Below are 23,666 nucleotides of genomic sequence, written 5' to 3' on the forward strand. Positions count from 1 at the left end.
CTTTCAGAAAAGAGACTTTACATAAAATATGATGATAACGTAAATTTTAAAATCAGTGGGGTGAAACATGGAAAAAAATAGAAACTGGTTTATCATCTTACCCTTTTTAATAATACTTATTATCGCAAGCTTATCAAAGACAGTTGATACCTCTACAAAACCCGATAAACTTCATGTTGTTGCATTAGGCGATTCAATTACCTACGGAACAGGAGATCCATTAAAAAAGGGGTATATTGTAAGGTTTAAAGAGGATTACAAGCGCTATAAGTCTTCTTATATATTACTTAAAAATTACGGAATCCCTAAATTTAAAACGACTGACATCTTAACTCAATTAAAGGAACATAAAATTCAGAACTCGGTACAATCTTCAGACTATATTATCTTAAATATAGGAACAAATGACTTTAGAAAAAGTGCAGACTACACATTTGAATCCATTCAAGAAAATGAAATAACTGAAGGAAAATTAAAATTCCAGAAAAATTTAGATCTGATATTCAAGCAACTTAGAAGAGTTAATCCATCTTCACCCATTTTTGTCATGGGGTTATATAATCCATATACAGAATATCAAAATGAAGATGAACTTCATTCTCTCATTGCAGATTGGAATAAGGTCATTACTATAGTTTCTTCTAAGTATAATAACGTAACATTTGTACCAACAATTGATTTATTTTATGGTGAATTAAAAAAAGAATATTATAGCGATTCGCTTCATTTAAATCCGAAAGGATATGAACTAATGGCTAACCGACTATTAACATATGTTCGAACCTATGATGAAAATAATAATAAACCATGAATGATTATAGTACCTGATTTTGAAAATATCAAATAAAATATAAAGCTATTTCCATTTCCGGAAATGGCTGATTTCTTGTGGTTTATATTGACAAGGAATAATGGCTGTGATATTTTATTGATTGTGATTTTAATACTCTACTAATTTAATAAACTAAAGCATCGAGGGGGAACAAAAATGAACGCGGTTATAATTGCTGTATTAGTTATGCTGATCTTGAGTCTGCTTAGAGTGAATGTAGTATTTGCTTTAATTTCAGGTGCTCTTGTAGGCGGTCTTACTGGAGGATTAAGCTTAACAAATACAATTGACGTTTTTTCAAGTGGGTTAGGAGGTAGTGCTGAAGTAGCATTATCTTATGCACTATTGGGTGGTTTTGCTATTGCAATCTCTAAAACAGGACTACCGAATGTAATGGTCGACTATGTTTTAAAGATTGTTGGAGGAAACGCTGACGATCGAAGAAAATCTCTATCCAGAGCGCTTATTGTATTCTCAATTTTACTTATGGCCTGTTTTTCACAAAATGTGATTCCTATTCATATTGCATTTATCCCAATTTTAATACCACCTATGTTAAATGTGATGAATGAACTTAAAATTGATAGACGGTTAATTGCTTCTGTATTGACCTTTGGTTTAACTGCTCCTTATATACTCTTACCAGCTGGATTCGGTAAAATATTTCATGAAATCCTGGCCGAAAACATGGGGAATAGTGGACTAGCAATCAACATGGCTGATATTCCAAAAGCTATGCTAATTCCAACTGCGGGTCTTTTGCTTGGATTATTGGTTGCAATTTTCTTTTCATATCGAAAACCTAAAAACTATGAAACTATAAATATAGCTTCTGTGGAAGAAAAACAAGATTATTCAAAAATAGGAATTATCTTTTCTCTTTTAGCTATTGTTGCTGCACTGGTAGTGCAACTTCTACTAAATTCGATGATATTTGGTGCATTAGCAGGGATTATCGTTATCTATTTGAGTGGTTCTATTAAATGGAAAGAAGCAGATTCACTTTTAACAGAAGGCATGAAAATGATGGCTTATATTGGCTTTGTCATGTTAGCAGCATTTGGGTTCGCTGATGTATTAAAGGCTACAGGTGATGTTGATACATTGGTAACCCAAGCAGCAGGAATTATTGGTGGAAATAAAGCGTTAGCAGCAGCTTTAATGTTATTTGTGGGACTTTTAGTCACAATGGGAATAGGCTCATCTTTCTCAACAATTCCAATCATTGCAACTATTTTCGTACCACTTTCATTAGAACTTGGTTTTAGTCCGATGGCAACAATTGCATTAGTTGGAACAGCTGCAGCGCTTGGAGATGCAGGTTCACCGGCATCAGATAGTACCCTTGGACCAACAGCTGGTCTAAATGCAGATGGACAACATAATCATATATGGGATACATGTGTACCAACATTTATTCATTACAACATTCCATTACTTGTGTTTGGCTGGTTAGCAGCGATAATTTTATAATTATTTCAATTAGAGAAGAGTTATAGACTCTTCTTTTCTATTTTTCATTGTAAAATAAGGTTATAGTCCTTACTTAAATGATAATGGAAGTGAATAGTTATGGAAAAAGAAAAAAAGAAATGCATTTGTTTAGAAATTTTTCGAAAGAAATATGGAGAACATGTTAAAGGTGAGTGCTTTAAGATGAACTGTGCTAGGTACAGAAAGGAATATGGTTTTGATGAGACTGAGCTGGCTGATAATGATTCTTCAATCTTAGACCAAGATTCTTAATTGGAAATTATTAATACATCTTATATAATAGAGATTATTTACACAAGGAGATATAGATTAGATATGACAAAAAAATCAAATTTTATTATTATGTTAATTACTTTTTTTGCAGTGTTATCCATCCTAACTTCATGCGGTACAGCTAATGAGGACACGAATGAAGATGTTACATCTGGTGATGTCGAACAAAATCAACAAATAGAAGAAGAAGAAGGTCAAACTGGTACTAATGATTATAGCGAAATTGAGAAAAATCCGATTATTACTATTACGATGCAAAACAATGATACGATGAAAGTTGAGTTGTATCCACAAATTGCTCCAAATACTGTTGAGAATTTCATTTCATTAGTTGAGCAAGGATTTTATGATGGTCTTGTTTTTCATCGTGTATTGCCAGGCTTTATGATCCAAGGTGGAGATCCACAAGGGACAGGTATGGGGGGACCAGGTTATAGTATCCCTGGAGAATTTAGTTCAAATGGATTTAATAATACTTTATCCCATGAAAGAGGCGTCATTTCTATGGCACGAACTCAGGACCCAAATTCTGCCGGCTCGCAGTTTTTTATCATGGTTGAAGAAGCTCCTCATTTAGATGGAGAATATGCTGCATTTGGTAAGGTACTAGAAGGCATTGAAGTAGCAGATCAGATTGTCCAAGTTGAAAGAGATGAAGTTGACAAACCACTTAATGAACAAAAAATTAACAAGGTCTCTGTTGAAACTTTTGGCGTCGATTATGATGAGCCAAATAAAGTTGGTCAATAACCTATTTTAAGAGAGCTGAAATAAACAATAACCCGTTCACTTGAAATGGAGAAAATACGAAATAACACGCCTTTTAGAGGTGGAATTAGCATACTAATTCGCACCTCTTTTTTTCATTGATTATGTCAAGGTTTTATAGTGAGTTTATAGGTTTTAACGAGAAATTAGCATAGCAAATAGCGTAGTAGACATTTACTACGCAGTAAATAAAAATAGAGGGAAAAATTGCCATTAATTAATAAATAGTATTGAAAATAGCCTAAATAGAGGGAGAAATTTCTCTTATTTGACTCGATATACTTGAAATTAGGTAATTTTGATTTTATAAGCGGAAAAGCTCCCCCTATTTAGCCCAAAACCAGCTATAACCTGCAATTAACGGGAAAATTTCCGCTTTTTTTATCGCTAGTTACTCAATTAAGAACATGCCTTTTAATTTTAAGGGACTGTGATGAAGGCGGGGTACTTATTTTGTTAGAACCACAGTTAGAGGTGTTACGCGAAGTCATATCACAAGTAAAGAACATGAAGAATTCAATGTTAAGCAGTCGTTATTATGACGAAAGTAAGTTTAACTTTGATTGTTGAACAGTACAAAAATTCTGAGAGGCAAACCATATCCTAACTAATCTAACGTTGTGAAATAACTCACTTAACGTAACGGGTGAGTTTATTATTTTGATTTAAGAGCAAAAGGATCAGATTGTAATTATCTGATCTTTTTTGTATTATTATTTGTATTGCCAAACTGCTTGCGAAAACTAGTGTTAATTAATCTGCGAATTAACGTTTTATACCTCTCAACCGGACGGGTTAAATAAACAATCAGCTCCTTTTATATCCTATCCTTACGGTTAATTGGAATGCCATTAGAGTTGAGATAGGTGTGATTCCATTCATTTTCTGTAAACTTTAAAAAGCCTATATTATTGACTGTTTCTATTAATGATCCATTCTCAAAAACATTGTACTCAATTTGTTTATTTTGAATTCGAAATGAATGGTTTCCGATATATTCATTTAAAATTAACGCACTTTTCATAATTGCTCCCCTTAATCCATCAAACGTGACATTTTTAATAGGGCTACTTGTAAATTGATATAAGGGAATAGTTTCATCTACAATTTTTGCCTGATATGAAAATGCCATATGGGCATCTCCTGATAATATAATACAAGTACTCGGATTCCACAAACCAAGCTTTTCTTGTAATCCTTCATAACCTCTTTCATTAAACTTCCACCATTCTAAGTCAAACGTTGTACCGATTGAGGAATTAAATTGACTTAATGGTTGAATAACCTCGGATAAAAAGGTATCAATTAAACCAATACCGAGTAGTGGTGCTGCAGATACGATGATTAACGGACTACCCTCAGACCAGCCATTTGCTAACAAATGAGAGGAAACTAGATTCCACCCTTCGTCACTTAATAGGTTTGGTGCTTGAAATTGATTATCTATAAATCCATAATTGAGTAGATGAGCCTTTGTTTTAGGGTATGACCGTTGTGTTCTAGTATCTAAAATAACCGTTTTTGGGTTAGTCGGGGCAATATAAAACCACTGCTTAAAATCAAATAAGGAATTCATCCATTCTTGATAATTAGAAGATTTTATTTGATAATCTGTCGTATAATTAGTTATCTTCTGTATAAAACTGTCGTTAAATCTGTTAGGGTCATTACCCCATCCTTGAAATGCCCAATAAGTTGTTAGTCCATTTGCAATCACATGTTTGCCAAGAGAGGATGACATGACTTTCGCCTTCCAACTTTCAGTAATGTTCCAGTCATCTGTAATATCATGATCATCAAATATCATATAAGTAGGTATGTTTGCTAAAAGCCTTCGCACTTTGGGTAAAGTGATTTTAAATTCTTTAATAAGATTTAACTGTTTATTATACTCTCGTTGGAATTGTTCAATCTCATTCTTCTTAAGTTTCTTCTCTGAATCACGTCTCATTTTTTCAGGTAAAAACCGCTCCATAATTGCACCGATTTTATTTTGATCGAATCCCATCTTCAATAATTCAGGGTTCCAGTTGATTAAATACATCGCCGCATATTCGCCCATTCCAAGGAGATGATTTTCTCCTTTTCTAGTAGAAATTTGCATAAATCCTCAACCATTTTCTTTCTACCATTAATTTGGTTAATTGTCGCTAGATAGTTCTCTACATGCTGATCCACTTCGATTAAGTTTTCAACTTTTCCAATCAAATGTTCTCCTAGCTTATAAAGGAACGGTGCCAAGGGTATGGCTACATCATCCGCATAAATCTGATCACCAATCATAAAGAGGGAAGACGGACGTTCATTTACATCTAAAAAAGTATCCTCTAAAACTAAATCACTAATGCATCTTTTCCTTTACCATGTGGTTTTCTGCATGATCCATAAAGCACCCTTGAATTGTTCCTAGATTGAATGAAAAAGGTAGGATACTTCAATCCACCATAGGTTATTGAGTTTTCACTCTCAGGATTTAATAAATCGTAATCACCCAAGTCCTTGGTTTGATTATCCTCATGCAAAATTAGGTTATAGCCTAATAGAACAGATGTAGGAAAATAAGTTGATTCTGGAGTTACATTAAGCAAGTAAATATATAAGCAATTACCAAGAGTAATTCTTTTGGTTTCTGTGTGAACGGGAATGTGATCATATTGATATTCATTTTTATTAAGTGTTGAGTCGACATAAAACAGTTGTGCATCGATATTTAATGGTTTGCTTAAAGCAATCCATAGATATATATTTTTAGAATCCACACGCCGAAGAATAGGGCCCGCTAAAATAGTTGGTAATTTCAAGAGTTCCACCTCCTCTACAAAGATTGATATATTTTATTCATTTAACCTAAAGCTGTGATTTTCATCTACATTTAGGTGTAATTAAAGTAATTGGAAAGTTGTCATAAAACTGTCACTTAAAGAATTAACTATATTTAGAGAGTAATTTTTATAATTTCCTTATATTAATTTGTAAGCGTTTTCCTCGAACGGAATAATTCCAAGATATATGTACTTAAACAGTAAAAGGAGAGTTAAAACATGAATCAAGTGCGTTCAATTATGGCAGGAAATGTGTGGAAAATTTTAGTTCAAGAAGGAGACAAAATCGATGAAGGGCAGGAAGTGATTATCTTAGAATCTATGAAAATGGAAATTCCTGTTACAGCTGATTTAAGTGGTACTGTTAAGAAAATTAATACCAAAGAAGGAGACTTTGTTAACGAGGGAGACGTGTTATTGGAATTAGAGTAAAGGACAAATAGAAGTCAATGGAAGTATACTTTTCTATGAATTTAAGGAGTGATGAGATTGTCATTGGAAAAAGAATTGCACGAACGTGTAGAGAAAATTAAACAGGGAGGCTTAACTAAATACCATGATAAAAATTCAGAGAAAGGAAAAATGTTTGTACGAGAACGACTCTCCCTCTTATTTGATGAAGGAATAGAAGCTGAGGATGCAATCTATGCAAATTGTCTTGCAGGAGACTTACCAGCAGATGGGGTTGTTACTGGTTTAGGAAAAATTAATGGACAAAATGTTTGTTTTATGGCAAATGATTCAACCGTAAAAGCAGGTTCTTGGGGAGCAAGGACGGTAGAAAAAATTATTAGGATCCAAGAAACTGCAGACAAATTAAATATCCCAATATTATATTTAGTAGATTCCGCTGGTGCTAGAATTACTGACCAGATTGATATGTTTCCAGGACGCCGTGGTGCAGGAAGAATATTTTATAACCAAGTGAAACTATCAGGTAAGGTTCCTCAGATTTGTCTCTTATTTGGACCATCTGCAGCTGGTGGAGCTTATATTCCAGCCTTTTGTGACACAGTCATCATGGTTGAAGGAAATGCTTCAATGTACCTAGGTTCACCTCGAATGGCTGAAATGGTCATAGGTGAGAAAGTTTCACTTGAAGAAATGGGTGGGGCAAAGATGCATTGTAGTGTTTCTGGTTGCGGGGATATCTTGGCTAAATCAGAAGAAGAAGCTATTTCGCTTGCAAGAAGATATTTATCTTACTTTCCAGCTAATTTTTCTAAAAATCCTCCCGTAGAGGAATCCTCATCACCAAAATTATTTGAAAAAGAGCTTGAAGATGTTATTCCGAAGAATCAAAATGCTCCATTTAATATGATGGATTTGATTAATCGGATTATTGATAATGATTCATTTTTTGAGATAAAAAAGCTATTTGCCCCCGAACTAATTACTGGTTTCTGTAGATTGAACGGTCATTCAGTGGGGATTATCGCAAATCAACCTCGAATGAAGGGAGGAGTTCTATTTCATGACTCTGCAGATAAAGCTGCTAAATTTATCACCTTATGTGATGCGTTCAATATTCCGCTCTTATTCCTAGCAGATATTCCAGGGTTTATGATTGGTACAAAAGTTGAGAGAGCGGGAATAATTCGACATGGGGCAAAGATGATCTCAGCTATGTCTGAGGCAACTGTGCCAAAAATTTCAGTAATAGTCCGCAAAGCATATGGCGCAGGATTATATGCCATGGCAGGTCCGGCCTTTGAACCTGATTGCTGCTTAGCTCTACCTAGTGCTTCAATTGCCGTTATGGGTCCTGAAGCGGCGATCAATGCCGTGTATGCTAATAAAGTTGCAGAAATTCCCGAAGAAGATCGGAAAAATTTCATTGAACAAAAACGCCAAGAATACCGTGAGGATATTGATATTTATCGTCTGGCTTCTGAAATGATTATTGATGGCGTTATTCCTGCTAATTCGTTAAGAGAAGAATTGCTAACAAGATTTGAATTATATCGTTCAAAAGAACTGACATTCACACAGCGTAAACATCCTGTCTACCCCGTTTAACATTAAATAGGTAGCGTTATGGAAAACTAGCCAAATCTCGTTAATTAAAGTGTAGAATTACATCCTAATATAAACGCGCACTATGAGGGGTTGAAAATGTTTGCTCACTCAGTGTGGAATGAGCGGAGAGCCACTCGACTCCTGTGGGATATAGCGGTTTCGGGAGACCCCGCAGGAGCTATAAGCGACGAGGAGACTCACCGCACGCCCCGCGGAAAGCGAGTGAACTGTAGCGAATAGAATTCCGAAACTAAGTATTTTCAGGGTAGACCCCAATGCTAAATAAGTATTTCGCACCAGGTGTATGAAAAAATGTTTCCTCCTCAGTGTGGAATGAGCGGAGAACCACTTGACTCCTGCGGGATTGAGTGGTCTCGTGAGACCCCACAGGAGCCCGCCCTTGGCGACGAGGAGCATTCCTGTTTTATAACTTTAAAGGTACTTGAAAAAAAAATAGCCCTCATATATGATGCATGAGTGTCAACGACCAAATTGACTCATTACCATGTAGGAGGACTACTTATGAATCGTAATATGAATTATAAAATTAATCAAGTATCTGAAAATACCTTAGTTGTTGGAATTGATATTGCTAAGAATAAACATTACGCATGCGCTATCGATGACCGAGGGCGTGTGTTACAAAAGTCATTTGCTTTTATGAATGCTCGTCATGACTTTGATTATTTACACAGCACAATCGTCTCTCTACAAGAGAAACACGATAAATCAGAATTGATTATTGGTTTTGAACCAACAGGACACTATTGGATGAATCTTGCCTCTTATTTAGTTAATTTAGGCATTCGTTTTGTAATGGTTAATCCCTTACATGTAAACAGAACAAAAGAGCTAGATGACAATCTACAAACCAAAAATGATAAAAAGGATGCCCGTGTTATCGCTCAGTTGGTTCGTGATGGAAGGTTTAGTTACCCTCGAATCTTAGAAGGTATTGAAGCAGAGCTCCGAAATGGAGCGTCTTTAAGGTCAAAGATCCAAGAAGATCTTTCCGCTCTTAGAAATCGCATTATTCGTTGGATTGATCGCTTTTTCCCAGAGTTCCATCTAGTCTTTAAGAAACTAGGTAAAACAGCTTGTGCGGTACTAGAAAAGTCACCTCTACCAAGTGATGTTAAAGGGAAAGAAATTCATGAGCTAGTAGAATTATATCGAACAGTAGATTACCTTAAATGTGTACCGAAAGGTAAGGTTAATGAATTATTGATTGTATCTGAAGAGTCCATAGGCTTAACAGAGGGATTACAGATGGCCCGTTATGAGATTGCCACTTTAATGTCTCAGTTTAACCTACTCTCTCAACAATTCGATGAACTTTCAGAAAGGTTACGTGAATTGGCAGCACAGCTAGCTGAGTATGAATACATTTTGTCAGTTCCAGGGATTGGCGAAAACACAGTTGTAGAACTATTATCAGAGATGGGTTCCCCCACGCATTATGAGCATCCACGCCAAATTATTAAACTAGCGGGACTAACATTACGTGAGAATTCATCTGGACAACATAAAGGTCAAAAAAAGATTTCTAAGCGGGGGAGGAAGAAGCTAAGAGCTATTCTATTCCGGGTAATCCTCCCACTTATACAACATAATTCGGCATTTAAATCAATGTATAAGTATTACACGACCAGGAGGATCAATCCTCTTAGGAAAAAAGAAGCCATGGTAGTACTCTGTTGTAAGTTATTAAAGATTGTTCACGCGCTAAGTAAAAAGAAGATATATTTTAGTCATACAAGTATGATGAACGACCTCTCTTGCCTCGAAGGGGCAGCTTAAGCTTTTCATTTTCTAGTTATTACTTTTGACATTAGGATGACACGGAGAAGCCGGCAACAAACGAGCCATTAGACCATGAGTCCCCCGAGGAGCACCGCCAGCCTCTGCCTTATGAAAAGACCGAACGAAGGAATGTACGCGCTTGACGCCAAGAGACATGGGAGGGTACGTCGTCATAAGATTCGCAGAGATCCATAGTGCATCACATAAGATTCTATGTCAATTTATACCAATTGACTCTAGCGAAGCGTATCTTGTAGTTACCATAGTTATGTAAATATGTAATATTAATACACTTTTAAGATAGTTATCTAACTGAAAATATTTTTTTAAAGAGCTAAAAGCTCTTTGAAGCGTTGATATAGCAACATTTATAGAGGGAGGCTCACGGACCACCCCGCGGAAAGCAAGTGGATTGCAGCTCATGGAACCCCACAACCAAAGTTATTTTCAGGGTAAAACTCATTTACTTGAAAAAGTTAATAAACAACCAAGAAAGGGTGATGCTTCATGAATTTTAATTTAACAGAAGAGCAAGTAATGATCCGAAAAGTGATGAGAGATTTCTCAGATCAAGTTGTTGCTCCAGAGGCAATTACTAGAGACCGAACAGGGCAGTTCCCTTCAGAAATCTTTAAGCAATTAGCAGATTTAGGGATGATGGGTCTACCATTTCCCCAAGAATATGGTGGGGCAGAAGCAGATACAATTAGTTTCGCCATTGCAGTCGAAGAACTTAGTCGCGTCTGTGGTTCAACCGGGATAACGTACTCTGCTCATATTTCCTTAGGTGGAGCACCCATTTATATGTTTGGAACTAAAAAACAGAAAGAAGACTACTTAACTCCACTTTGTACAGGAGAGTACTTAGGTGCCTTTGGATTAACAGAACCGAACGCAGGTTCTGATGCAGGAGGAACCGAAACGACTGCCATTCTTACTGATAACGAATGGGTGATAAACGGGTCAAAATGCTTTATAACCAATGCCAGTTATGCAAAAAATCTAGCCTTAACAGCCGTTACTGATCGTTCAAGTGGAACAAACGGAATAAGTGCTTTTATTGTACCAACCACTACTAACGGTTTTACGGTTAAAGCAAATTATGAAAAAATGGGCCTTAATTCTTCTGATACTACTGAATTAATTCTTCAAAATGTAAGGATTCCGGAAGAAAACCTTTTAGGTATCCAAGGAAATGGATATAAACAGTTTTTAGCAACACTTGACGGCGGAAGAATTGGAATTGGTGCCATGGCAGTTGGTATAGCTCAAGGAGCATATGAAAAGGCACTTAAGTATGCTCAAGAACGCAAACAATTCGGAAAAAACTTAACTAAATTTCAAGCAATCCAATTTAAATTAGCTGATATGGCGATGTATATTGAATCAGCAAGAAATATGGTATATAAAGCCGCATGGCTAAAGGATCAAGGGAAAATATTTAAGAAGGAAGCAGCTATGGCAAAACTATTTGCTTCCGAAATTTGCATGAAAGTATGTGATCAGGCCATTCAAATACACGGTGGTTACGGGTATATGAAAGAGTATCAGGTAGAACGTTATTTACGTGATGCTAAGTTACTAGAAATAGGTGAAGGTACCTCTGAGGTGCAACGAATGGTAATTGCTCGTCAAATTGGATGCTAGTACATTAGAAGAAAGGAGTAAGATATGTTCAAAAAAATCTTAATAGCAAACCGTGGAGAAATCGCAGTTCGGATTATCAGAACGTGTAAAACTCTTGGTATAAAGACAATTGCTGTATACTCAGAAGCGGATTCTAATGCTCTCCATGTGAAAATGGCGGATGAAGCTTTTCTTATCGGAAATCCTCGTATTTCTGAAAGCTATTTAAATATAAGTAAAATCCTAGAGGTAGCAGTCTCATCCAAGGCCGAAGCAATACATCCCGGCTACGGATTGTTATCAGAAAACGCCGAGTTTGCTCGTCAATGTGAAGAAGCGGCTATTGTTTTTATCGGACCTCCCTCACACATTATAGAACAAATGGGCAGTAAAATTAAATCTCGAAAAACAATGGAAGCAGCAGGTATTCCAATCATTAGTGGAATTACTTACCCATTAAAGGATGTAGAGAATGCAATTAGTGCTGCAAGTCAAATTGGATATCCAATCATGCTTAAAGCCTCAGCTGGAGGTGGAGGTATCGGTATCCAAATAGCTCGATCGGAAGATGAACTTCGCAAGATATTTAGTGGAAATCAAAGAAGAGCAGAAAGCTTTTTCGGAGACGGTTCAATGTTCGTTGAGCAATATATAGAGAATCCAAGGCATATTGAAATTCAAGTCATTGCTGATAATACTGGAAAAACACTACATCTATGGGAAAGAGAATGCTCTATTCAACGACGTCATCAAAAAGTGGTTGAAGAGGCTCCTTCTACATTTTTAGATGAAGAAACTCGAGTGTTGATGGGAGAAACAGCTGTTAAGGCTGCAAAATCTATCGGTTATACAAACATAGGGACGATTGAATTTTTAATAGATGAAGAGAAAAATTTTTATTTCCTCGAGATGAATACACGTCTTCAAGTAGAACATCCCGTTACAGAAGAAATCACAGGGATTGATCTCGTAGCTGAACAAATTAAAATTGCAGCTGGTTATCAGTTAACCTATAACCAAGATGAGGTTAAAAGGGATGGCCATGCGATTGAGGTAAGAATTTATGCAGAAGATCCAAAGACATTTTTCCCATCTCCTGGAACAATCACAAAATTAGAATTACCTGAGGGGAGTAACATACGACATGAGTTAGCAGTTAAAGAACAATATGTAGTTACTCCCTTTTACGATCCTATGATTGCAAAGTTAATCGTAAAAGGGAGTAGTCGGGCGGAAGCAATAACTACTCTTCAAGAAGCACTTTTAAAGTATAAAGTTGAAGGGATTAAAACAAATATACCCATGCTCCAAGCCATAAGCACCCATCCAGAATACAAGAAAGGGAATACATCAACTCATTTTATTAGTAAGTACTTATAAGAAAAGACGTTTCTCCTTATATTTAATGACTATATCTATTATTTTTATTAACAGGGAGGATTTCAATGAATTGGCCCTCGAATATAACGATTAAGGAAGTTGGTCCAAGGGACGGCTTGCAAAATGAAAGAACACTTATTTCTACAGAGGATAAAATTAAGTGGATTAACCTTTTATCAGCAAGTGGTTTAAAGCATATTGAAATCACTTCATTTGTTAATCCAAAATGGATTCCTGCATTGGCTGATTCTATTCAAGTTGCAAAAGGAATCAATAGAGTTGAAGGTGTCTCCTATTCAGCATTAGTGCCAAATCAGTACGGATTAAGTCATGCATTGGAATCAAACATTGATGAAGTAGCTGTATTCATGTCTGCTACTGAAGCTCATAATAAAAATAATATTAATAAATCAATTGATCAAACGATACCAATCTTGAGTGAGCTTGTGAAGGACGCAACCTCTGCCGGAAAAAAAACTAGAGGGTATCTCTCTACAGTTTTTGGGTGCCCATATGAAGGTAAGGTTGCAATTGACCAAGTCATAAGGCTATCAGAAAGTTTATTTGATATGGGAATCGACGAACTTTCTCTTGGTGATACAATCGGTAAAGCTAATCCTCGACAAGTAGAAGTATTATTATCCACTCTTTTAAAGCATTTTCCTGCTGATAAACTTGCACTTCATTTTCATGACACAAGAGGAACAGCTTTAGCTAATATTCTTATCTCACTCGATATGGGGATTACTACCTTTGATTCGTCTGTAGGTGGTTTAGGTGGCTGCCCTTATGCACCTGGTGCTTCAGGAAATGTAGCAACTGATGATCTAATTTACATGCTTGATAGTATGGGGATTCATACCGGTATTAATCAAAAGAAACTTTTGGATGCAGCAAAATATATACAAAAAAAACTAGGTAAATCATTAAATAGTCATAGTCTAAAAGTATATTATTCTGGTTAAAGAATTATTTTGGAGGAGTAAAATGAACAATTCTGTTCTGTCTATATCGCTAAATAAAGGGATTAAACTAATTACATTAAATCGTAGCAATGCTGCAAATGCTCTATCGCTTCAGTTGCTAAAAGAGTTAAATAGTTTACTAGATGTATTTAGAGGTAATAAATCGATTCGTTGTATTATTATTACGGGCACAGGCAATAAAGCATTTTGCGCAGGAGCAGACTTAAAAGAACGCCTGAATATGGATATTAACGAAACCCGAGCGGCAGTAGAATTGATTAGAGAAACACTCAACAAAGTGGAAGACATGCCACAACCGGTTATTGCTGCAATAAATGGGGTAGCTTTTGGAGGTGGCACCGAACTAGCTCTGGCTTGTGATATACGGATCGCTTCCGATAAAGCTAAATTAGGGTTGACTGAAACATCGCTCGGAATCATACCAGGAGCAGGTGGGACTCAACGACTACCTCGACTGATTGGGAAGGGTAAAGCAAAAGAACTTATTTTCACGGCAAAAAAAGTAGATGCCCATGAAGCATTAGAGATCGGATTAGTTGAGTATGTAACATCAGAAGAATTGCTATTAACGAAGGCAATTGAACTTGCTGAACAAATTGCTATAAATGCCCCTATTGCTAATCAACAGGCAAAACTTGCGATTAATAAGGGGTCTGAAGTCGATTTACCCACAGGTCTTTCAATTGAAAAAACAGCATATGAAGGAACAATATATACCAAGGATCGTTTAGAAGGCTTAACCTCTTTCAAAGAGAAAAGACCACCAATCTTTATTGGTGAATAGACGACCATGTAATCAGTAGGCACCATTTTAGTCTGAAAAAGTTCTTGGTCTATCTACTAGTAACATATGAATTTCCAAACTTCTGCATATGGGGAATGCCCATATGCTTTATTTATTGTAAGAATTATTTGTTATTGGCTAGAAGTACTGAGGGGAAGAAGAGTTCCGTTCTCTGCAATCATCCAAGGTCTAGTGAAACCCACCGTAAAAGCATTGGTAAATTTTTTAGCATTAAGTTCAGATTTCCATAAAGTATAAATTGGAAAATATAACTTGTTAAAAGAAATATCATGGTGTAAAATTACACTATAAGTTACTTTTAACCAATGGTAGAGGTGTTGATTATATGACAAAAAATTTATTGTTATCTTTTATTTTCATTATTGTTTTTTATCTATTATCATATGTCTTAATGCTATTAAACATCATTGACGATGGAATTTTCTCATTAAATCGTGTTTTTATCGGTTTTTATCAGTGGATTTATTTGATACCAATCTATTTTATACTAAAAAAGAAGGGAAGATATGTGAAAGGTTTATTAATAGGCGGGGTTTCTATAACATTATTAAACATCGGGCTTATTGTCTGGATATTAATAGATCCGAGTAATTTCATTTAATCTCTGAATAAAGGAATAGAGAAGAGGGAATTTATTATGAAAAACTACAAAATAATCTTATTCGATCTTGATGGAACATTATCAGATCCAAAAGAAGGGATTACTAAATCGGTACAATATGCCTTAAGAAAAATGGGGATAAATGAACCGAACCTTGGACATTTGACAAAGTTTATCGGTCCACCTTTACAAGAATCATTTAGTGAATTTTTTAGTATGAGCGAACAAGAAAGTAAAAATGCAATTGATTTTTATCGTGAAAGATTTAAGGAAAAAGGGATGTATGAAAACAACTTGTATCCAAACATCTCTTTATTACTAGCTACTTTATCAAAGAAATATAAGCTTATAGTGGCCACCTCTAAACCAACAGTGTTTTCTGAGACGATTTTGAGATATTTTAAAATTGATCAATATTTTGATCTGGTGGTTGGAAGTAACCTTGATGGTACAAGAAGTGCAAAAACTGATATTATCCAATACATATTAAACAAGTATAATACATATTCTAGAGATGAATTTATCATGATCGGGGATCGAAAACACGATATTATTGGAGCAAAGAACTGTGGAATTGATTCAATCGGTGTTACTTATGGATATGGTTCTACAGAGGAATTAACACAAATTAAGCCCACTTATCTAGTGAACTCTGTCAATGATATTGAAACCATAATACCTAGTTAAAAAAACTCAGTCCTTCGCTTCTTTGATGAAGAGACTGAGTTTTTTTTAGCTTATTTACCTATTTAAACATTTTCTAGCTAACGACTTTTTCCTGAACTTTCTTCTTTGGCAATGATAACTTCTTTGACTGTGTCCCAATATAAACTCCAGTTAAAACGAAAACAGCACCTATACCGTGCGCCCAGGTAAAAGTTTCTCCAAGGAATACTGTCGCCATTATCACAGCAGATAATGGCATAACGTTAATAAAAATGGACGCTTTAGCAGCTCCAACCTCTTTGATTCCGTTATAGTATAGTACAAAGGAAACAACTGTAACAAAAACACTCATATGTACGATTGCTAACCAAGTATCAAAACTAGCTTGCTGAATATCAGACCAAGAAGTTTCTGCTATTGAAAATGGTAATAAAAATAACGCCCCGAACGCAACTGCATACGTTGTTGAAACAACAGAGCTATATTTTTTTAATACAATTTTACCAACCACACTATATAGGGCCCAACTAATAACTGCTCCTAACAAAACAAAATCGATTGGCTCGAATCCTATCTCAATAATACTCATTAGATGACCATCAGTAATTATAAAGGTAACACCGATTAAAGCTACAATTATTCCATAAATATTATTCTTTGTAATCTTTTCCTTCAAGAAGATTCCTGACAAAAGGACAATCAACACAGGATTGGAAGCAATGAATAAAGAACTTTTTATCACGGGAGCGTGTTTACTCGCTAGAAAAAAACAGATATTATAAATCGCTATACCTGTTAACCCTAAAACGGCAAACAATGCATAATCTTTTAATGTTGGTTTAATTTTACTTTTTTCCATTACCCACATGAGAGGAAAAAGTAGCAAGGCTGCTCCAAAAAATCTCAAAAAGGCCACGGTTGATGGCTCAAAGCTTTGTACTGCAACCTTTCCAGCTATAAATGCACTCCCCCAAGTGGCAGTTGCTAAAACAAGCATACTATATGTCAACCATAGCTTTTTTTCCATAATTAAAACTCCTACCTATGAATTTATGTATAGTTTTTATTGTAACATTTTTTTCGGGTTGCGAAATATAAATCTTAAAAAAAGTTAGAATTTTTTGTCTGTATTGATGTATATGTTTGATATGATTAAAATAAGAAGATGAGTGGGGGATTTCTAATGGAAAAGAAAAAAATTATTACTTTAAGCAAAGGACTGCCTGTTAAAAAAGAATACCAAGGAAAGGGATATAAATCTGGTATCTGGAAGGAAAGTGCAAATGAGTTATCTATTAAATTCCAAGGAATTTTAGGTGACGATGTAGCCAATCATGAAAATCATGGCGGAATGGAAAGAGTTGTTTGTTATTATCCTTTTGAGCATTATGATTTTTGGGAAAGAGAATTCGGACAAATCTTATCTCAGGCTGCATTTGGAGAAAATATAACAGGCCTTAATATGCAAGAAAATGAAGTATGTATAGGAGATATATTTGAAGTAGGAGAGTCAGTTCTTCAAATAACACAGGGGAGATATCCTTGTGGGACAATAAATAAGCGAAATGAGAACTCACTCTTATTAAAAAGAATCTTCGAAACTGGCTATACTGGCTACTTTTTTCGTGTACTGCAGGAAGGTAAGGTAACAATGGACTCAAAAATTAACTTGCTAACACCACATCCTAAAAAAGTGACAGTTTCTTCGATTCACCATCTTTATTTTCATAACAGTTCTCCTAGCTTAGAAGAAATCGAAAATGTATTAGAAATTGAAGAGCTTGGACAACAATGGCGAAGTTTATTAAATACAATGAGGCAGAAAATACAGGAGGGTAAAAATTGACAGAATCATTACAAGTGATAAAAAAATTACAATTTAAAGATGATCGTCAACCTGTGTTAATATTGAATGCACCAAAATCTTATAATAAAATTATGTGTGGTTTCGAAGGAGAAGTCCACCAAGAGGGGATATTAGGATCCTATAATTTCATCCAGGTTTTCGGTACTAGTAATTCCGAACTTCAGAAGTTATCGTTAAAAGTTATTACATATGTTAAGGAAGATGGGTTGTTATGGCTATGCTATCCTAAGAAGACTTCAAAAACATACAAGGGCTCAGATTGCAGCCGAGACCAAGTTGCTGGGCTACTTTCTGCGGAAGGCTATGAACCCGTTCGTCAAATAGCTATTGATGAAGATTGGTCAGCTCTTCGTTTTAGAAAAACAGAAAATATTAAAAAGATGACTAGGAAGTTTGCTGTTACGGAAAAAGGAAAGGAACGAACACAGGGGAACTAAATTACATATACATTCTTAATGGTACCATGGAGAATGAAAATAGTGTATTACTAAGTGTGGAATGTGCGGAGAGCCACTTGACTCCTGCGGGATCTATTGGGCTCGTGAGACCCCACTGGAGCCAAAAAGCGACGAGGCGGATCCAGGACCACCCCGCGGAAAAAATGTGGATCTCAGAATGCAGCTCGCTAATCACAGTTTAGACAACGAAAAAAAGCTATAAAACAATTATAGCCTTTTAAGATTTATGGTTGATCCTAATTTTATAAGTCTTGTACAAATATTCAAAGATCTGACTGTTAATTTCATCATATTTTTTATACCATTCCTTATTAGATAAATCAACAATCTCACTTTTGAGAGATTTAAAGTCACTTTTTGCTTTCTCTCTTAAATTATGAGTAAGAGTAGCAGTAAATAGGAAAGCAAGATTGATAAATAAGTCCATGATTATATTTTTTTCATTAAAGATAAAATCGATTATTGGATGAAAACCTGGAAGAAATGTAAAGTTAAAATAATACTTAAACATCGTAAAGGTTAAAATCACAATTAGAAACATCATTAATTTAAAATGAAGAGACTTATAATAATTATGTTTCTTATCAAATTCAATTAACCTTTCTATTGAATCTCTATCTTCTTTTGAAATTCTACTACCTTCTTGATCCCATGGAGCTTGCATAACACCATCATCTCCCCAATACCCTAAACTTGTCTATATATTTATCATATGAATGAAAAAGAAGAGTATGATTATTAAGCCAAAGCTTGTCTAAAAAACTAGCACTGTAATGATAAAGACAAATTAAATACTCATAGCATTGCAGAGTAAAATAAGAAAAGACCCACATCTCCTATTAGATGTAGGTCTAATATTACATTGTACTAAAGACAAGGAAGAACCCCGCAATTACTAATAAAATGATAAATAATACCAATATGATGGAGATGATTACAATTATCCATCCAGCCACTTTTCTACCAGTCTTGATTAAATAAATCCCAAGTACAATCGGTCCGAACAAGAAACCAAGGATTCCCCAGACCCAAGGGCTTTTCTCATGCTTTGGAGCATCAATGGCCAAATAAATGGCAATAATAATTGACAAAATAAAACCAAAAGATAATTCCATCCATTTCCCTCCTTAAAAAAACATCTAGGTTTATTTTATGTAATTAATATTTAATTATATCACCTTCAGTTAATTTTTAAAGGTAAAGTATAACAATAATAGCGAAAAGTGTCATATTCAGTCGCAACACTCAAGGACCACCCCAGTTCATGGAATTCCACTACCTAAGTTTTGTTTAGTATGCAATTTAGAATCTCATGCTATAATAAATATATCTTAATTACAAAGGAGTATGTTTTATGAAAGGTGCCGTTCTTAACTAAAACGTAATTTTATACGTGCGAATCTGAAATTCCTATAATGTCTAGGCTTATTTAGTCATCTCATTTTTCAGGTCGTGAATGTTAAGAACATATATTTGCGCACTTACTCCTTATAATCTTAAGAGGGTTAGTTATACGCTTTCGAGTATACTTTACTTCCCTTCATATTATAATGACCTTCCTAGCCGCAAAGGACCTATATGTCTTTTGCGGCTTTTTATATTGTGAAAATTTATATTCTTAAGTTCCTCGCACGTAGATGGTTTAACTAAACTAGATCTATTGGAGGAAAAATCATTGAAAACACAAACAATTGAAACGTTGCAGTTTGACGATGTAAAAAGAGAAGTAGCTTCCTACGCCATATCAGAAATAGGTATGGAAAAGATTCATCAATTAACTCCATCATGTCATAAAAGACAAATTGATGCATGGTTAAATGAAGTATTAGAAGCAAAAAAATTATTGAGGATTAGTTCAAGTGTTCCTATTCATGGATTAAAAGGAATTCAACAGCTACTAAATACTTTGCACAAAAGTATTGTATTAAGACCGGAACAATTAATGAATCCAATATTGAAAAGCTCAAGAAATTTATGAAAGATAAAGAGTTTGAAGCACCAATCATTACAGGTTATGTTTACTCACTTCATGATTTAACTGATTTGGTAGAAGAAATTGAACGCTGTATACGTTATGGCAAAGTAGATGATTATGCAAGTAAAGATTTATTAAAAACACGCAAACAGATAAGTATATTGGAGGACAGAATAAAATGCCGAGTTGAACAACTGTTAAAATCACCAAAATACACTAAATACATTCAAGAAAATATAGTGAGTGAGCGTAATGGTAGGTACGTAATACCTGTAAAAAAAGAGTATCGTAAACAGATCAAGGGAGCAGTTTTAGATACATCCTCTTCAGGATCTACAGTTTATATAGAACCTGAAGAAGTGAGTTCGATTCAAGATGAAATGATCTTTTTAAGCTACAAGAAGAAATTGAAGTAGAACGTATTTTAATTCAACTAACTGGCCTTGTAGAAAAATACGACAAGGAAATTAAGCTTGCGGTTGATATAATGACTCAGTATGACGTCATTTTTGCAAAGGCAAAGCATAGTGAAGAAATTAAAGGGATTTCCCCTCAGATAAATGAGTATCACACTATAGTATTAAAAGAAGCTCGTCACCCGCTTTTAGGTGAGAAAGCTGTGCCTCTAAATTTTGCCATTGGTGACGAATATGATGCATTGGTTATTACCGGTCCAAATACGGGTGGTAAAACAGTAACGATTAAGACCGTTGGATTGTTAACTCTTATGGCTCAGTCTGGCTTTCATATTCCTGCAGAAGAGGGAAGCCAGATAGGGATTTTTGATAAAATCCTCGTTGATATCGGTGATGGACAAAGTATTGAACAGTCGTTGAGTACGTTTTCTTCTAGAATAAAAAACATTATTGAAATTTTAGCTGAAACGACTCCTTCAACCTTAGTATTGTTAGATGAACTTGGGTCTGGGACGGATCCCGCCGAAGGTATGGGTTTTGCTACATCAATTCTTGAAGAGCTCTTCAACAAAGGCGCTACTCTTTTAGCAACTACTCATTATAGTGAGATTAAAGCCCATGCTACCATCCGAGAAGGATTTGAAAACGGTTCTATGGAATTTGATCAAGATACCTTAAAACCAACGTATCGCCTCATTATTGGCAAGGGAGGAGACAGTCAAGCGTTTACAATTGCATTAAAGCTAGGAATGCATCCTAAAGTGATTGAAAGAGCACATAAGATTACCTATGGTGAAAGCAAGGACTATTCTGGGTCCTCAGCTTTTAGTAAACATGAACTAGACAGACAGATCGCTATGAATGCAAAATATGTTCAAAAACAGAAGCATGTAAAAAAAGAAGAGAAAAAACAAGATATCATTTCTTATAACCGAGGCGACAATGTGAAAATACCTTCACTAAACCAGTTTGGTATTGTCTCAAAAGAAGCAAATATCCGGGGAGAAGTAGAAGTATTTATACAGTGGGAAAAATACATGATTAACCAAAAGAGACTTACCCTTTATATTAAAGCTGCGGACCTTTATCCAGAGGATTATAATTTTGATATTATTTTTGAATCCAAAGAGCACCGGAAACTAGCGAAGGAAATGTCAAAGCGCCATGTAGAAGGTGCAACAATTGAAAAAAATGACCGATAAATAATCTTAAGGGTATGAAAAGACAAATGTCGTTTCGTACCTTTTTTTCGATTCTTTTTATTGATTTAAGAACAGACTAAGAGTGTCACGGTCAAGAAAAGGAGCTGAATAATTTTGTTTCTATTATATTTTATTATATTTTTGATTTTTATGTTTACAGTATTATATTTTTATGTAATAAAAAGGGCCCGCAAACAAGCTAGTCAATTAACACATCCTGCCAAAGCAACTACTAAACCAATTGTTACAATCATAATTGATTCGTTAATGGATGCACCTCTTCACTCTGCAATTAGCAACAACAAAGCACCTGCACTAAAATTTCTCATAGACCAAGGACAATACTTTCCTAAAATGATTAGTAGTTTTCCTACCATGTCAGTCTCTATTGATAGTACATTTTTAACTGGTACCTATCCTAATCAACACAAAGTTCCAGCTCTCGTTTGGTATGATTCAACTGAAAAGAGATTCATCAGTTATGGAAGTGCAAAGGGAGAAATTATGAAGATAGGAGTGAAAAAGGTACTCAAGAATAGTATTTTTGATTTAAATCACAAGCATTTAAATCAGAAGGTGAAAACACTTCATGAGGAAATAGATGGACCAACTGGTTCTATTAATGCATTAGTTTATAGAGGCAAAAACATTAAATCACTTTATTTGCCATTTAACTTAGCTGGGGCTACTACAACTAATCGTAAAATCAAAACTCCAACCTATTTTTCTTACGGTCTTTTATCACTAATCAATCTCAAAAATAAATTTATTCATCTTTGGCAGGCCTTTGGGTTTAATGATAAGTTTGCCACTGAGGAGCTCCTTTATTTAATAAAAAATGACCGACTACCAACATTTTCTTTAGTATATTACTCCGATAATGATAAAAAAGTCCATAAACATGGAGAAAAAACAACAAAGGGGATTGAAGATGTTGATATTCAGTTGCAACAATTACTAAATCAATATGAAAGCTGGGATCAAGCTATAAAAGAAAATATTTGGATTGTCATGGGGGATAGTGGACAAACAAAAGTCAAAGCAACTAGCCAAGAAGCATTAATCGACTTAAGAAAAGTGCTAAACGATTATCAAATTTATAAAATAACTGGCTCTATAAGCAATAATGATCAAATTGTTATTGGGTTGAATGAGAGAATGAGCTTTATATACATTTTAGATGAAACTTTAAAAATAGAAGAAGTAATCGATAAGCTTTTAAAAGATAAACGTATTGATCATATTGCTTGGAAAGTAGATGAGAAAATATGTGTCGTATCAACATCTTTCGAGGGAAAACTATCATATAAACCAACTGGAATTTTTCTCGACGACTATAACCAAGCATGGGAGATAGAGGGAAATAACAAGATATTAGATCTTACCTTAGCTGAGAAGAGAGTTTCTTATGGAGAATATCCAGATGGATTAGCCCGATTATATAGTTCACTTCACTCACATACAGGAACCTATCTTGTTATCAACGCAAAACCGGGATATGAATTTGTAGGGGAAGGTTCTCCGACACATGTTGGAGGTGCTAGTCACGGCTCATTACACCAACAGGATTCATATTTTCCAATGATTGTTGTTGGAACTGAACAAAAACCAGAACATGAACGTATTGTTGATTTAAAGGAATGGATTTTACAAATAATTAAGGAGTAATTGAT

26 protein-coding genes are annotated in these 23,666 nt (G+C 35.0%); 20 read left to right on the forward strand and 6 right to left on the reverse strand.

Annotated elements, in window-relative coordinates:
• The first annotated feature begins 67 nt into the window (after nucleotides 1-67).
• The 4 genes from BK579_RS14475 (at nucleotide 68) to BK579_RS14485 (ending at nucleotide 3,349) form a co-directional block, all read left to right on the forward strand.
• Nucleotides 68-811, forward strand: a complete 744-nt coding sequence (locus BK579_RS14475) for a GDSL-type esterase/lipase family protein (RefSeq protein WP_078546611.1) — start codon at nucleotides 68-70, stop codon at nucleotides 809-811.
• Nucleotides 812-988: 177 nt separating this feature from the next.
• Nucleotides 989-2,305, forward strand: a complete 1,317-nt coding sequence (locus BK579_RS14480) for a Na+/H+ antiporter family protein (RefSeq protein WP_078546613.1) — start codon at nucleotides 989-991, stop codon at nucleotides 2,303-2,305.
• A 99-nt stretch (nucleotides 2,306-2,404) separates the two neighbouring features.
• On the forward strand, nucleotides 2,405-2,578 hold the full coding sequence (locus BK579_RS25655; protein WP_169891150.1) for a hypothetical protein: 174 nt from the start codon (nucleotides 2,405-2,407) through the stop codon (nucleotides 2,576-2,578).
• A gap of 63 nt (nucleotides 2,579-2,641) precedes the next feature.
• Nucleotides 2,642-3,349 carry a peptidylprolyl isomerase gene (locus BK579_RS14485; protein ID WP_078546615.1) on the forward strand — a complete coding sequence of 236 codons (708 nt, stop codon included), beginning with the start codon at nucleotides 2,642-2,644 and terminating at the stop codon, nucleotides 3,347-3,349.
• A gap of 835 nt (nucleotides 3,350-4,184) precedes the next feature.
• Here BK579_RS14485 and BK579_RS14490 read toward each other — a convergent pair.
• Genes BK579_RS14490 through BK579_RS14500 form a run of 3 tightly spaced genes read right to left on the reverse strand, consistent with a single transcriptional unit; the run spans nucleotide 4,185 to nucleotide 6,168 of the window.
• On the reverse strand, nucleotides 4,185-5,429 hold the full coding sequence (locus BK579_RS14490) for a metallophosphoesterase family protein (protein WP_204524720.1): 1,245 nt from the start codon (nucleotides 5,427-5,429) through the stop codon (nucleotides 4,185-4,187).
• Nucleotides 5,402-5,650: a hypothetical protein gene (locus BK579_RS26105; protein ID WP_078546619.1), complete on the reverse strand. Its 249-nt coding sequence runs from the start codon at nucleotides 5,648-5,650 to the stop codon at nucleotides 5,402-5,404. The genes BK579_RS14490 and BK579_RS26105 overlap by 28 nt, the downstream gene beginning before the upstream one ends.
• Before the next feature lie 50 nt (nucleotides 5,651-5,700).
• Nucleotides 5,701-6,168 carry a hypothetical protein gene (locus BK579_RS14500; protein ID WP_078546621.1) on the reverse strand — a complete coding sequence of 156 codons (468 nt, stop codon included), beginning with the start codon at nucleotides 6,166-6,168 and terminating at the stop codon, nucleotides 5,701-5,703.
• Nucleotides 6,169-6,408: 240 nt separating this feature from the next.
• Here BK579_RS14500 and BK579_RS14505 point away from each other — a divergent pair, with 240 nt between their 5' ends.
• The 10 genes from BK579_RS14505 (at nucleotide 6,409) to BK579_RS14545 (ending at nucleotide 16,096) form a co-directional block, all read left to right on the forward strand.
• Complete coding sequence (locus BK579_RS14505; RefSeq protein ID WP_078546623.1) at nucleotides 6,409-6,621, forward strand: acetyl-CoA carboxylase biotin carboxyl carrier protein subunit; 213 nt, start codon at nucleotides 6,409-6,411, stop codon at nucleotides 6,619-6,621.
• A 51-nt stretch (nucleotides 6,622-6,672) separates the two neighbouring features.
• A complete protein-coding gene (locus BK579_RS14510; protein ID WP_169891151.1) occupies nucleotides 6,673-8,208 on the forward strand; it encodes an acyl-CoA carboxylase subunit beta in 1,536 nt (511 codons plus the stop codon).
• A 522-nt stretch (nucleotides 8,209-8,730) separates the two neighbouring features.
• A complete protein-coding gene (locus BK579_RS14515; RefSeq protein ID WP_078546627.1) occupies nucleotides 8,731-10,008 on the forward strand; it encodes an IS110 family RNA-guided transposase in 1,278 nt (425 codons plus the stop codon).
• A 510-nt stretch (nucleotides 10,009-10,518) separates the two neighbouring features.
• A complete protein-coding gene (locus tag BK579_RS14520) occupies nucleotides 10,519-11,658 on the forward strand; it encodes an acyl-CoA dehydrogenase (RefSeq protein WP_078546629.1) in 1,140 nt (379 codons plus the stop codon).
• A 24-nt stretch (nucleotides 11,659-11,682) separates the two neighbouring features.
• A complete protein-coding gene (locus BK579_RS14525; protein WP_078546631.1) occupies nucleotides 11,683-13,017 on the forward strand; it encodes an acetyl-CoA carboxylase biotin carboxylase subunit in 1,335 nt (444 codons plus the stop codon).
• 65 nt (nucleotides 13,018-13,082) lie between these two features.
• Nucleotides 13,083-13,982 carry a hydroxymethylglutaryl-CoA lyase gene (locus BK579_RS14530; protein WP_078546633.1) on the forward strand — a complete coding sequence of 300 codons (900 nt, stop codon included), beginning with the start codon at nucleotides 13,083-13,085 and terminating at the stop codon, nucleotides 13,980-13,982.
• 22 nt (nucleotides 13,983-14,004) lie between these two features.
• A complete protein-coding gene (locus BK579_RS14535; protein WP_078546635.1) occupies nucleotides 14,005-14,787 on the forward strand; it encodes an enoyl-CoA hydratase in 783 nt (260 codons plus the stop codon).
• A gap of 66 nt (nucleotides 14,788-14,853) precedes the next feature.
• On the forward strand, nucleotides 14,854-15,045 hold the full coding sequence (locus BK579_RS26110; protein WP_204524721.1) for a hypothetical protein: 192 nt from the start codon (nucleotides 14,854-14,856) through the stop codon (nucleotides 15,043-15,045).
• Between the two features lie 88 nt (nucleotides 15,046-15,133).
• A complete protein-coding gene (locus tag BK579_RS14540) occupies nucleotides 15,134-15,409 on the forward strand; it encodes a hypothetical protein (protein ID WP_078546637.1) in 276 nt (91 codons plus the stop codon).
• A 36-nt stretch (nucleotides 15,410-15,445) separates the two neighbouring features.
• Nucleotides 15,446-16,096 carry an HAD family hydrolase gene (locus BK579_RS14545; RefSeq protein ID WP_078546639.1) on the forward strand — a complete coding sequence of 217 codons (651 nt, stop codon included), beginning with the start codon at nucleotides 15,446-15,448 and terminating at the stop codon, nucleotides 16,094-16,096.
• A gap of 73 nt (nucleotides 16,097-16,169) precedes the next feature.
• On the opposite strand, the gene BK579_RS14550 is transcribed toward BK579_RS14545, so the two are convergent.
• Entirely contained in the window at nucleotides 16,170-17,102 is a 933-nt protein-coding gene (locus BK579_RS14550) for a DMT family transporter (RefSeq protein ID WP_078546641.1), read from the reverse strand.
• A 156-nt stretch (nucleotides 17,103-17,258) separates the two neighbouring features.
• Here BK579_RS14550 and BK579_RS14555 point away from each other — a divergent pair, with 156 nt between their 5' ends.
• Together BK579_RS14555 and BK579_RS14560 are read left to right on the forward strand one after the other, a co-directional pair.
• Nucleotides 17,259-17,921 (forward strand): MOSC domain-containing protein, encoded by a 663-nt coding sequence (locus tag BK579_RS14555; protein WP_078546643.1) that lies wholly within the window; start codon nucleotides 17,259-17,261, stop codon nucleotides 17,919-17,921.
• Complete coding sequence (locus BK579_RS14560) at nucleotides 17,918-18,379, forward strand: DUF3052 domain-containing protein (RefSeq protein WP_078546645.1); 462 nt, start codon at nucleotides 17,918-17,920, stop codon at nucleotides 18,377-18,379. The genes BK579_RS14555 and BK579_RS14560 overlap by 4 nt, the downstream gene beginning before the upstream one ends.
• A gap of 238 nt (nucleotides 18,380-18,617) precedes the next feature.
• Here the strand turns inward: BK579_RS14560 and BK579_RS14565 are convergent, their stop codons facing one another.
• Nucleotides 18,618-19,064, reverse strand: coding sequence for a DUF2663 family protein (locus BK579_RS14565; protein WP_078546647.1), 447 nt, complete (start codon nucleotides 19,062-19,064; stop codon nucleotides 18,618-18,620).
• A gap of 193 nt (nucleotides 19,065-19,257) precedes the next feature.
• On the reverse strand, nucleotides 19,258-19,515 hold the full coding sequence (locus BK579_RS14570) for a hypothetical protein (protein ID WP_078546649.1): 258 nt from the start codon (nucleotides 19,513-19,515) through the stop codon (nucleotides 19,258-19,260).
• A 560-nt stretch (nucleotides 19,516-20,075) separates the two neighbouring features.
• On the opposite strand from BK579_RS14570, the gene BK579_RS26425 reads away from it, so the two are divergent.
• From BK579_RS26425 to BK579_RS14580, 4 genes are all read left to right on the forward strand, one after another.
• Nucleotides 20,076-20,378: a hypothetical protein gene (locus tag BK579_RS26425; RefSeq protein WP_235848432.1), complete on the forward strand. Its 303-nt coding sequence runs from the start codon at nucleotides 20,076-20,078 to the stop codon at nucleotides 20,376-20,378.
• Nucleotides 20,375-20,791, forward strand: coding sequence for a hypothetical protein (locus tag BK579_RS26430; protein ID WP_235848433.1), 417 nt, complete (start codon nucleotides 20,375-20,377; stop codon nucleotides 20,789-20,791). The genes BK579_RS26425 and BK579_RS26430 overlap by 4 nt, the downstream gene beginning before the upstream one ends.
• 11 nt (nucleotides 20,792-20,802) lie before the next feature.
• A complete protein-coding gene (locus tag BK579_RS26435; protein WP_407936276.1) occupies nucleotides 20,803-21,993 on the forward strand; it encodes a MutS-related protein in 1,191 nt (396 codons plus the stop codon).
• 114 nt (nucleotides 21,994-22,107) lie between these two features.
• Nucleotides 22,108-23,661 (forward strand): alkaline phosphatase family protein, encoded by a 1,554-nt coding sequence (locus BK579_RS14580; RefSeq protein ID WP_235848435.1) that lies wholly within the window; start codon nucleotides 22,108-22,110, stop codon nucleotides 23,659-23,661.
• The last annotated feature ends 5 nt before the right edge of the window (nucleotides 23,662-23,666 follow it).

Source organism: Litchfieldia alkalitelluris, from assembly GCF_002019645.1.
Classification (GTDB): domain Bacteria; phylum Bacillota; class Bacilli; order Bacillales; family Bacillaceae_L; genus Litchfieldia; species Litchfieldia alkalitelluris.

What these genes read in the sequence shown, in the direction of transcription:
- BK579_RS14475 (WP_078546611.1), top strand. Translation starts at nt 68, where the DNA reads ATGGAAAAAAATAGAAACTGGTTTATCATCTTACCCTTTTTAATAATA.
- BK579_RS14480 (WP_078546613.1), top strand. Translation starts at nt 989, where the DNA reads ATGAACGCGGTTATAATTGCTGTATTAGTTATGCTGATCTTGAGTCTG.
- BK579_RS25655 (WP_169891150.1), top strand. Translation starts at nt 2,405, where the DNA reads ATGGAAAAAGAAAAAAAGAAATGCATTTGTTTAGAAATTTTTCGAAAG.
- BK579_RS14485 (WP_078546615.1), top strand. Translation starts at nt 2,642, where the DNA reads ATGACAAAAAAATCAAATTTTATTATTATGTTAATTACTTTTTTTGCA.
- BK579_RS14490 (WP_204524720.1), bottom strand. Translation starts at nt 5,429, where the DNA reads ATGGGCGAATATGCGGCGATGTATTTAATCAACTGGAACCCTGAATTA.
- BK579_RS26105 (WP_078546619.1), bottom strand. Translation starts at nt 5,650, where the DNA reads ATGATTGGTGATCAGATTTATGCGGATGATGTAGCCATACCCTTGGCA.
- BK579_RS14505 (WP_078546623.1), top strand. Translation starts at nt 6,409, where the DNA reads ATGAATCAAGTGCGTTCAATTATGGCAGGAAATGTGTGGAAAATTTTA.
- BK579_RS14510 (WP_169891151.1), top strand. Translation starts at nt 6,673, where the DNA reads ATGAGATTGTCATTGGAAAAAGAATTGCACGAACGTGTAGAGAAAATT.
- BK579_RS14515 (WP_078546627.1), top strand. Translation starts at nt 8,731, where the DNA reads ATGAATCGTAATATGAATTATAAAATTAATCAAGTATCTGAAAATACC.
- BK579_RS14520 (WP_078546629.1), top strand. Translation starts at nt 10,519, where the DNA reads ATGAATTTTAATTTAACAGAAGAGCAAGTAATGATCCGAAAAGTGATG.
- BK579_RS14525 (WP_078546631.1), top strand. Translation starts at nt 11,683, where the DNA reads ATGTTCAAAAAAATCTTAATAGCAAACCGTGGAGAAATCGCAGTTCGG.
- BK579_RS14530 (WP_078546633.1), top strand. Translation starts at nt 13,083, where the DNA reads ATGAATTGGCCCTCGAATATAACGATTAAGGAAGTTGGTCCAAGGGAC.
- BK579_RS14535 (WP_078546635.1), top strand. Translation starts at nt 14,005, where the DNA reads ATGAACAATTCTGTTCTGTCTATATCGCTAAATAAAGGGATTAAACTA.
- BK579_RS26110 (WP_204524721.1), top strand. Translation starts at nt 14,854, where the DNA reads ATGAATTTCCAAACTTCTGCATATGGGGAATGCCCATATGCTTTATTT.
- BK579_RS14540 (WP_078546637.1), top strand. Translation starts at nt 15,134, where the DNA reads ATGACAAAAAATTTATTGTTATCTTTTATTTTCATTATTGTTTTTTAT.
- BK579_RS14545 (WP_078546639.1), top strand. Translation starts at nt 15,446, where the DNA reads ATGAAAAACTACAAAATAATCTTATTCGATCTTGATGGAACATTATCA.
- BK579_RS14550 (WP_078546641.1), bottom strand. Translation starts at nt 17,102, where the DNA reads ATGGAAAAAAAGCTATGGTTGACATATAGTATGCTTGTTTTAGCAACT.
- BK579_RS14555 (WP_078546643.1), top strand. Translation starts at nt 17,259, where the DNA reads ATGGAAAAGAAAAAAATTATTACTTTAAGCAAAGGACTGCCTGTTAAA.
- BK579_RS14565 (WP_078546647.1), bottom strand. Translation starts at nt 19,064, where the DNA reads ATGCAAGCTCCATGGGATCAAGAAGGTAGTAGAATTTCAAAAGAAGAT.
- BK579_RS14570 (WP_078546649.1), bottom strand. Translation starts at nt 19,515, where the DNA reads ATGGAATTATCTTTTGGTTTTATTTTGTCAATTATTATTGCCATTTAT.
- BK579_RS26430 (WP_235848433.1), top strand. Translation starts at nt 20,375, where the DNA reads ATGAAAGATAAAGAGTTTGAAGCACCAATCATTACAGGTTATGTTTAC.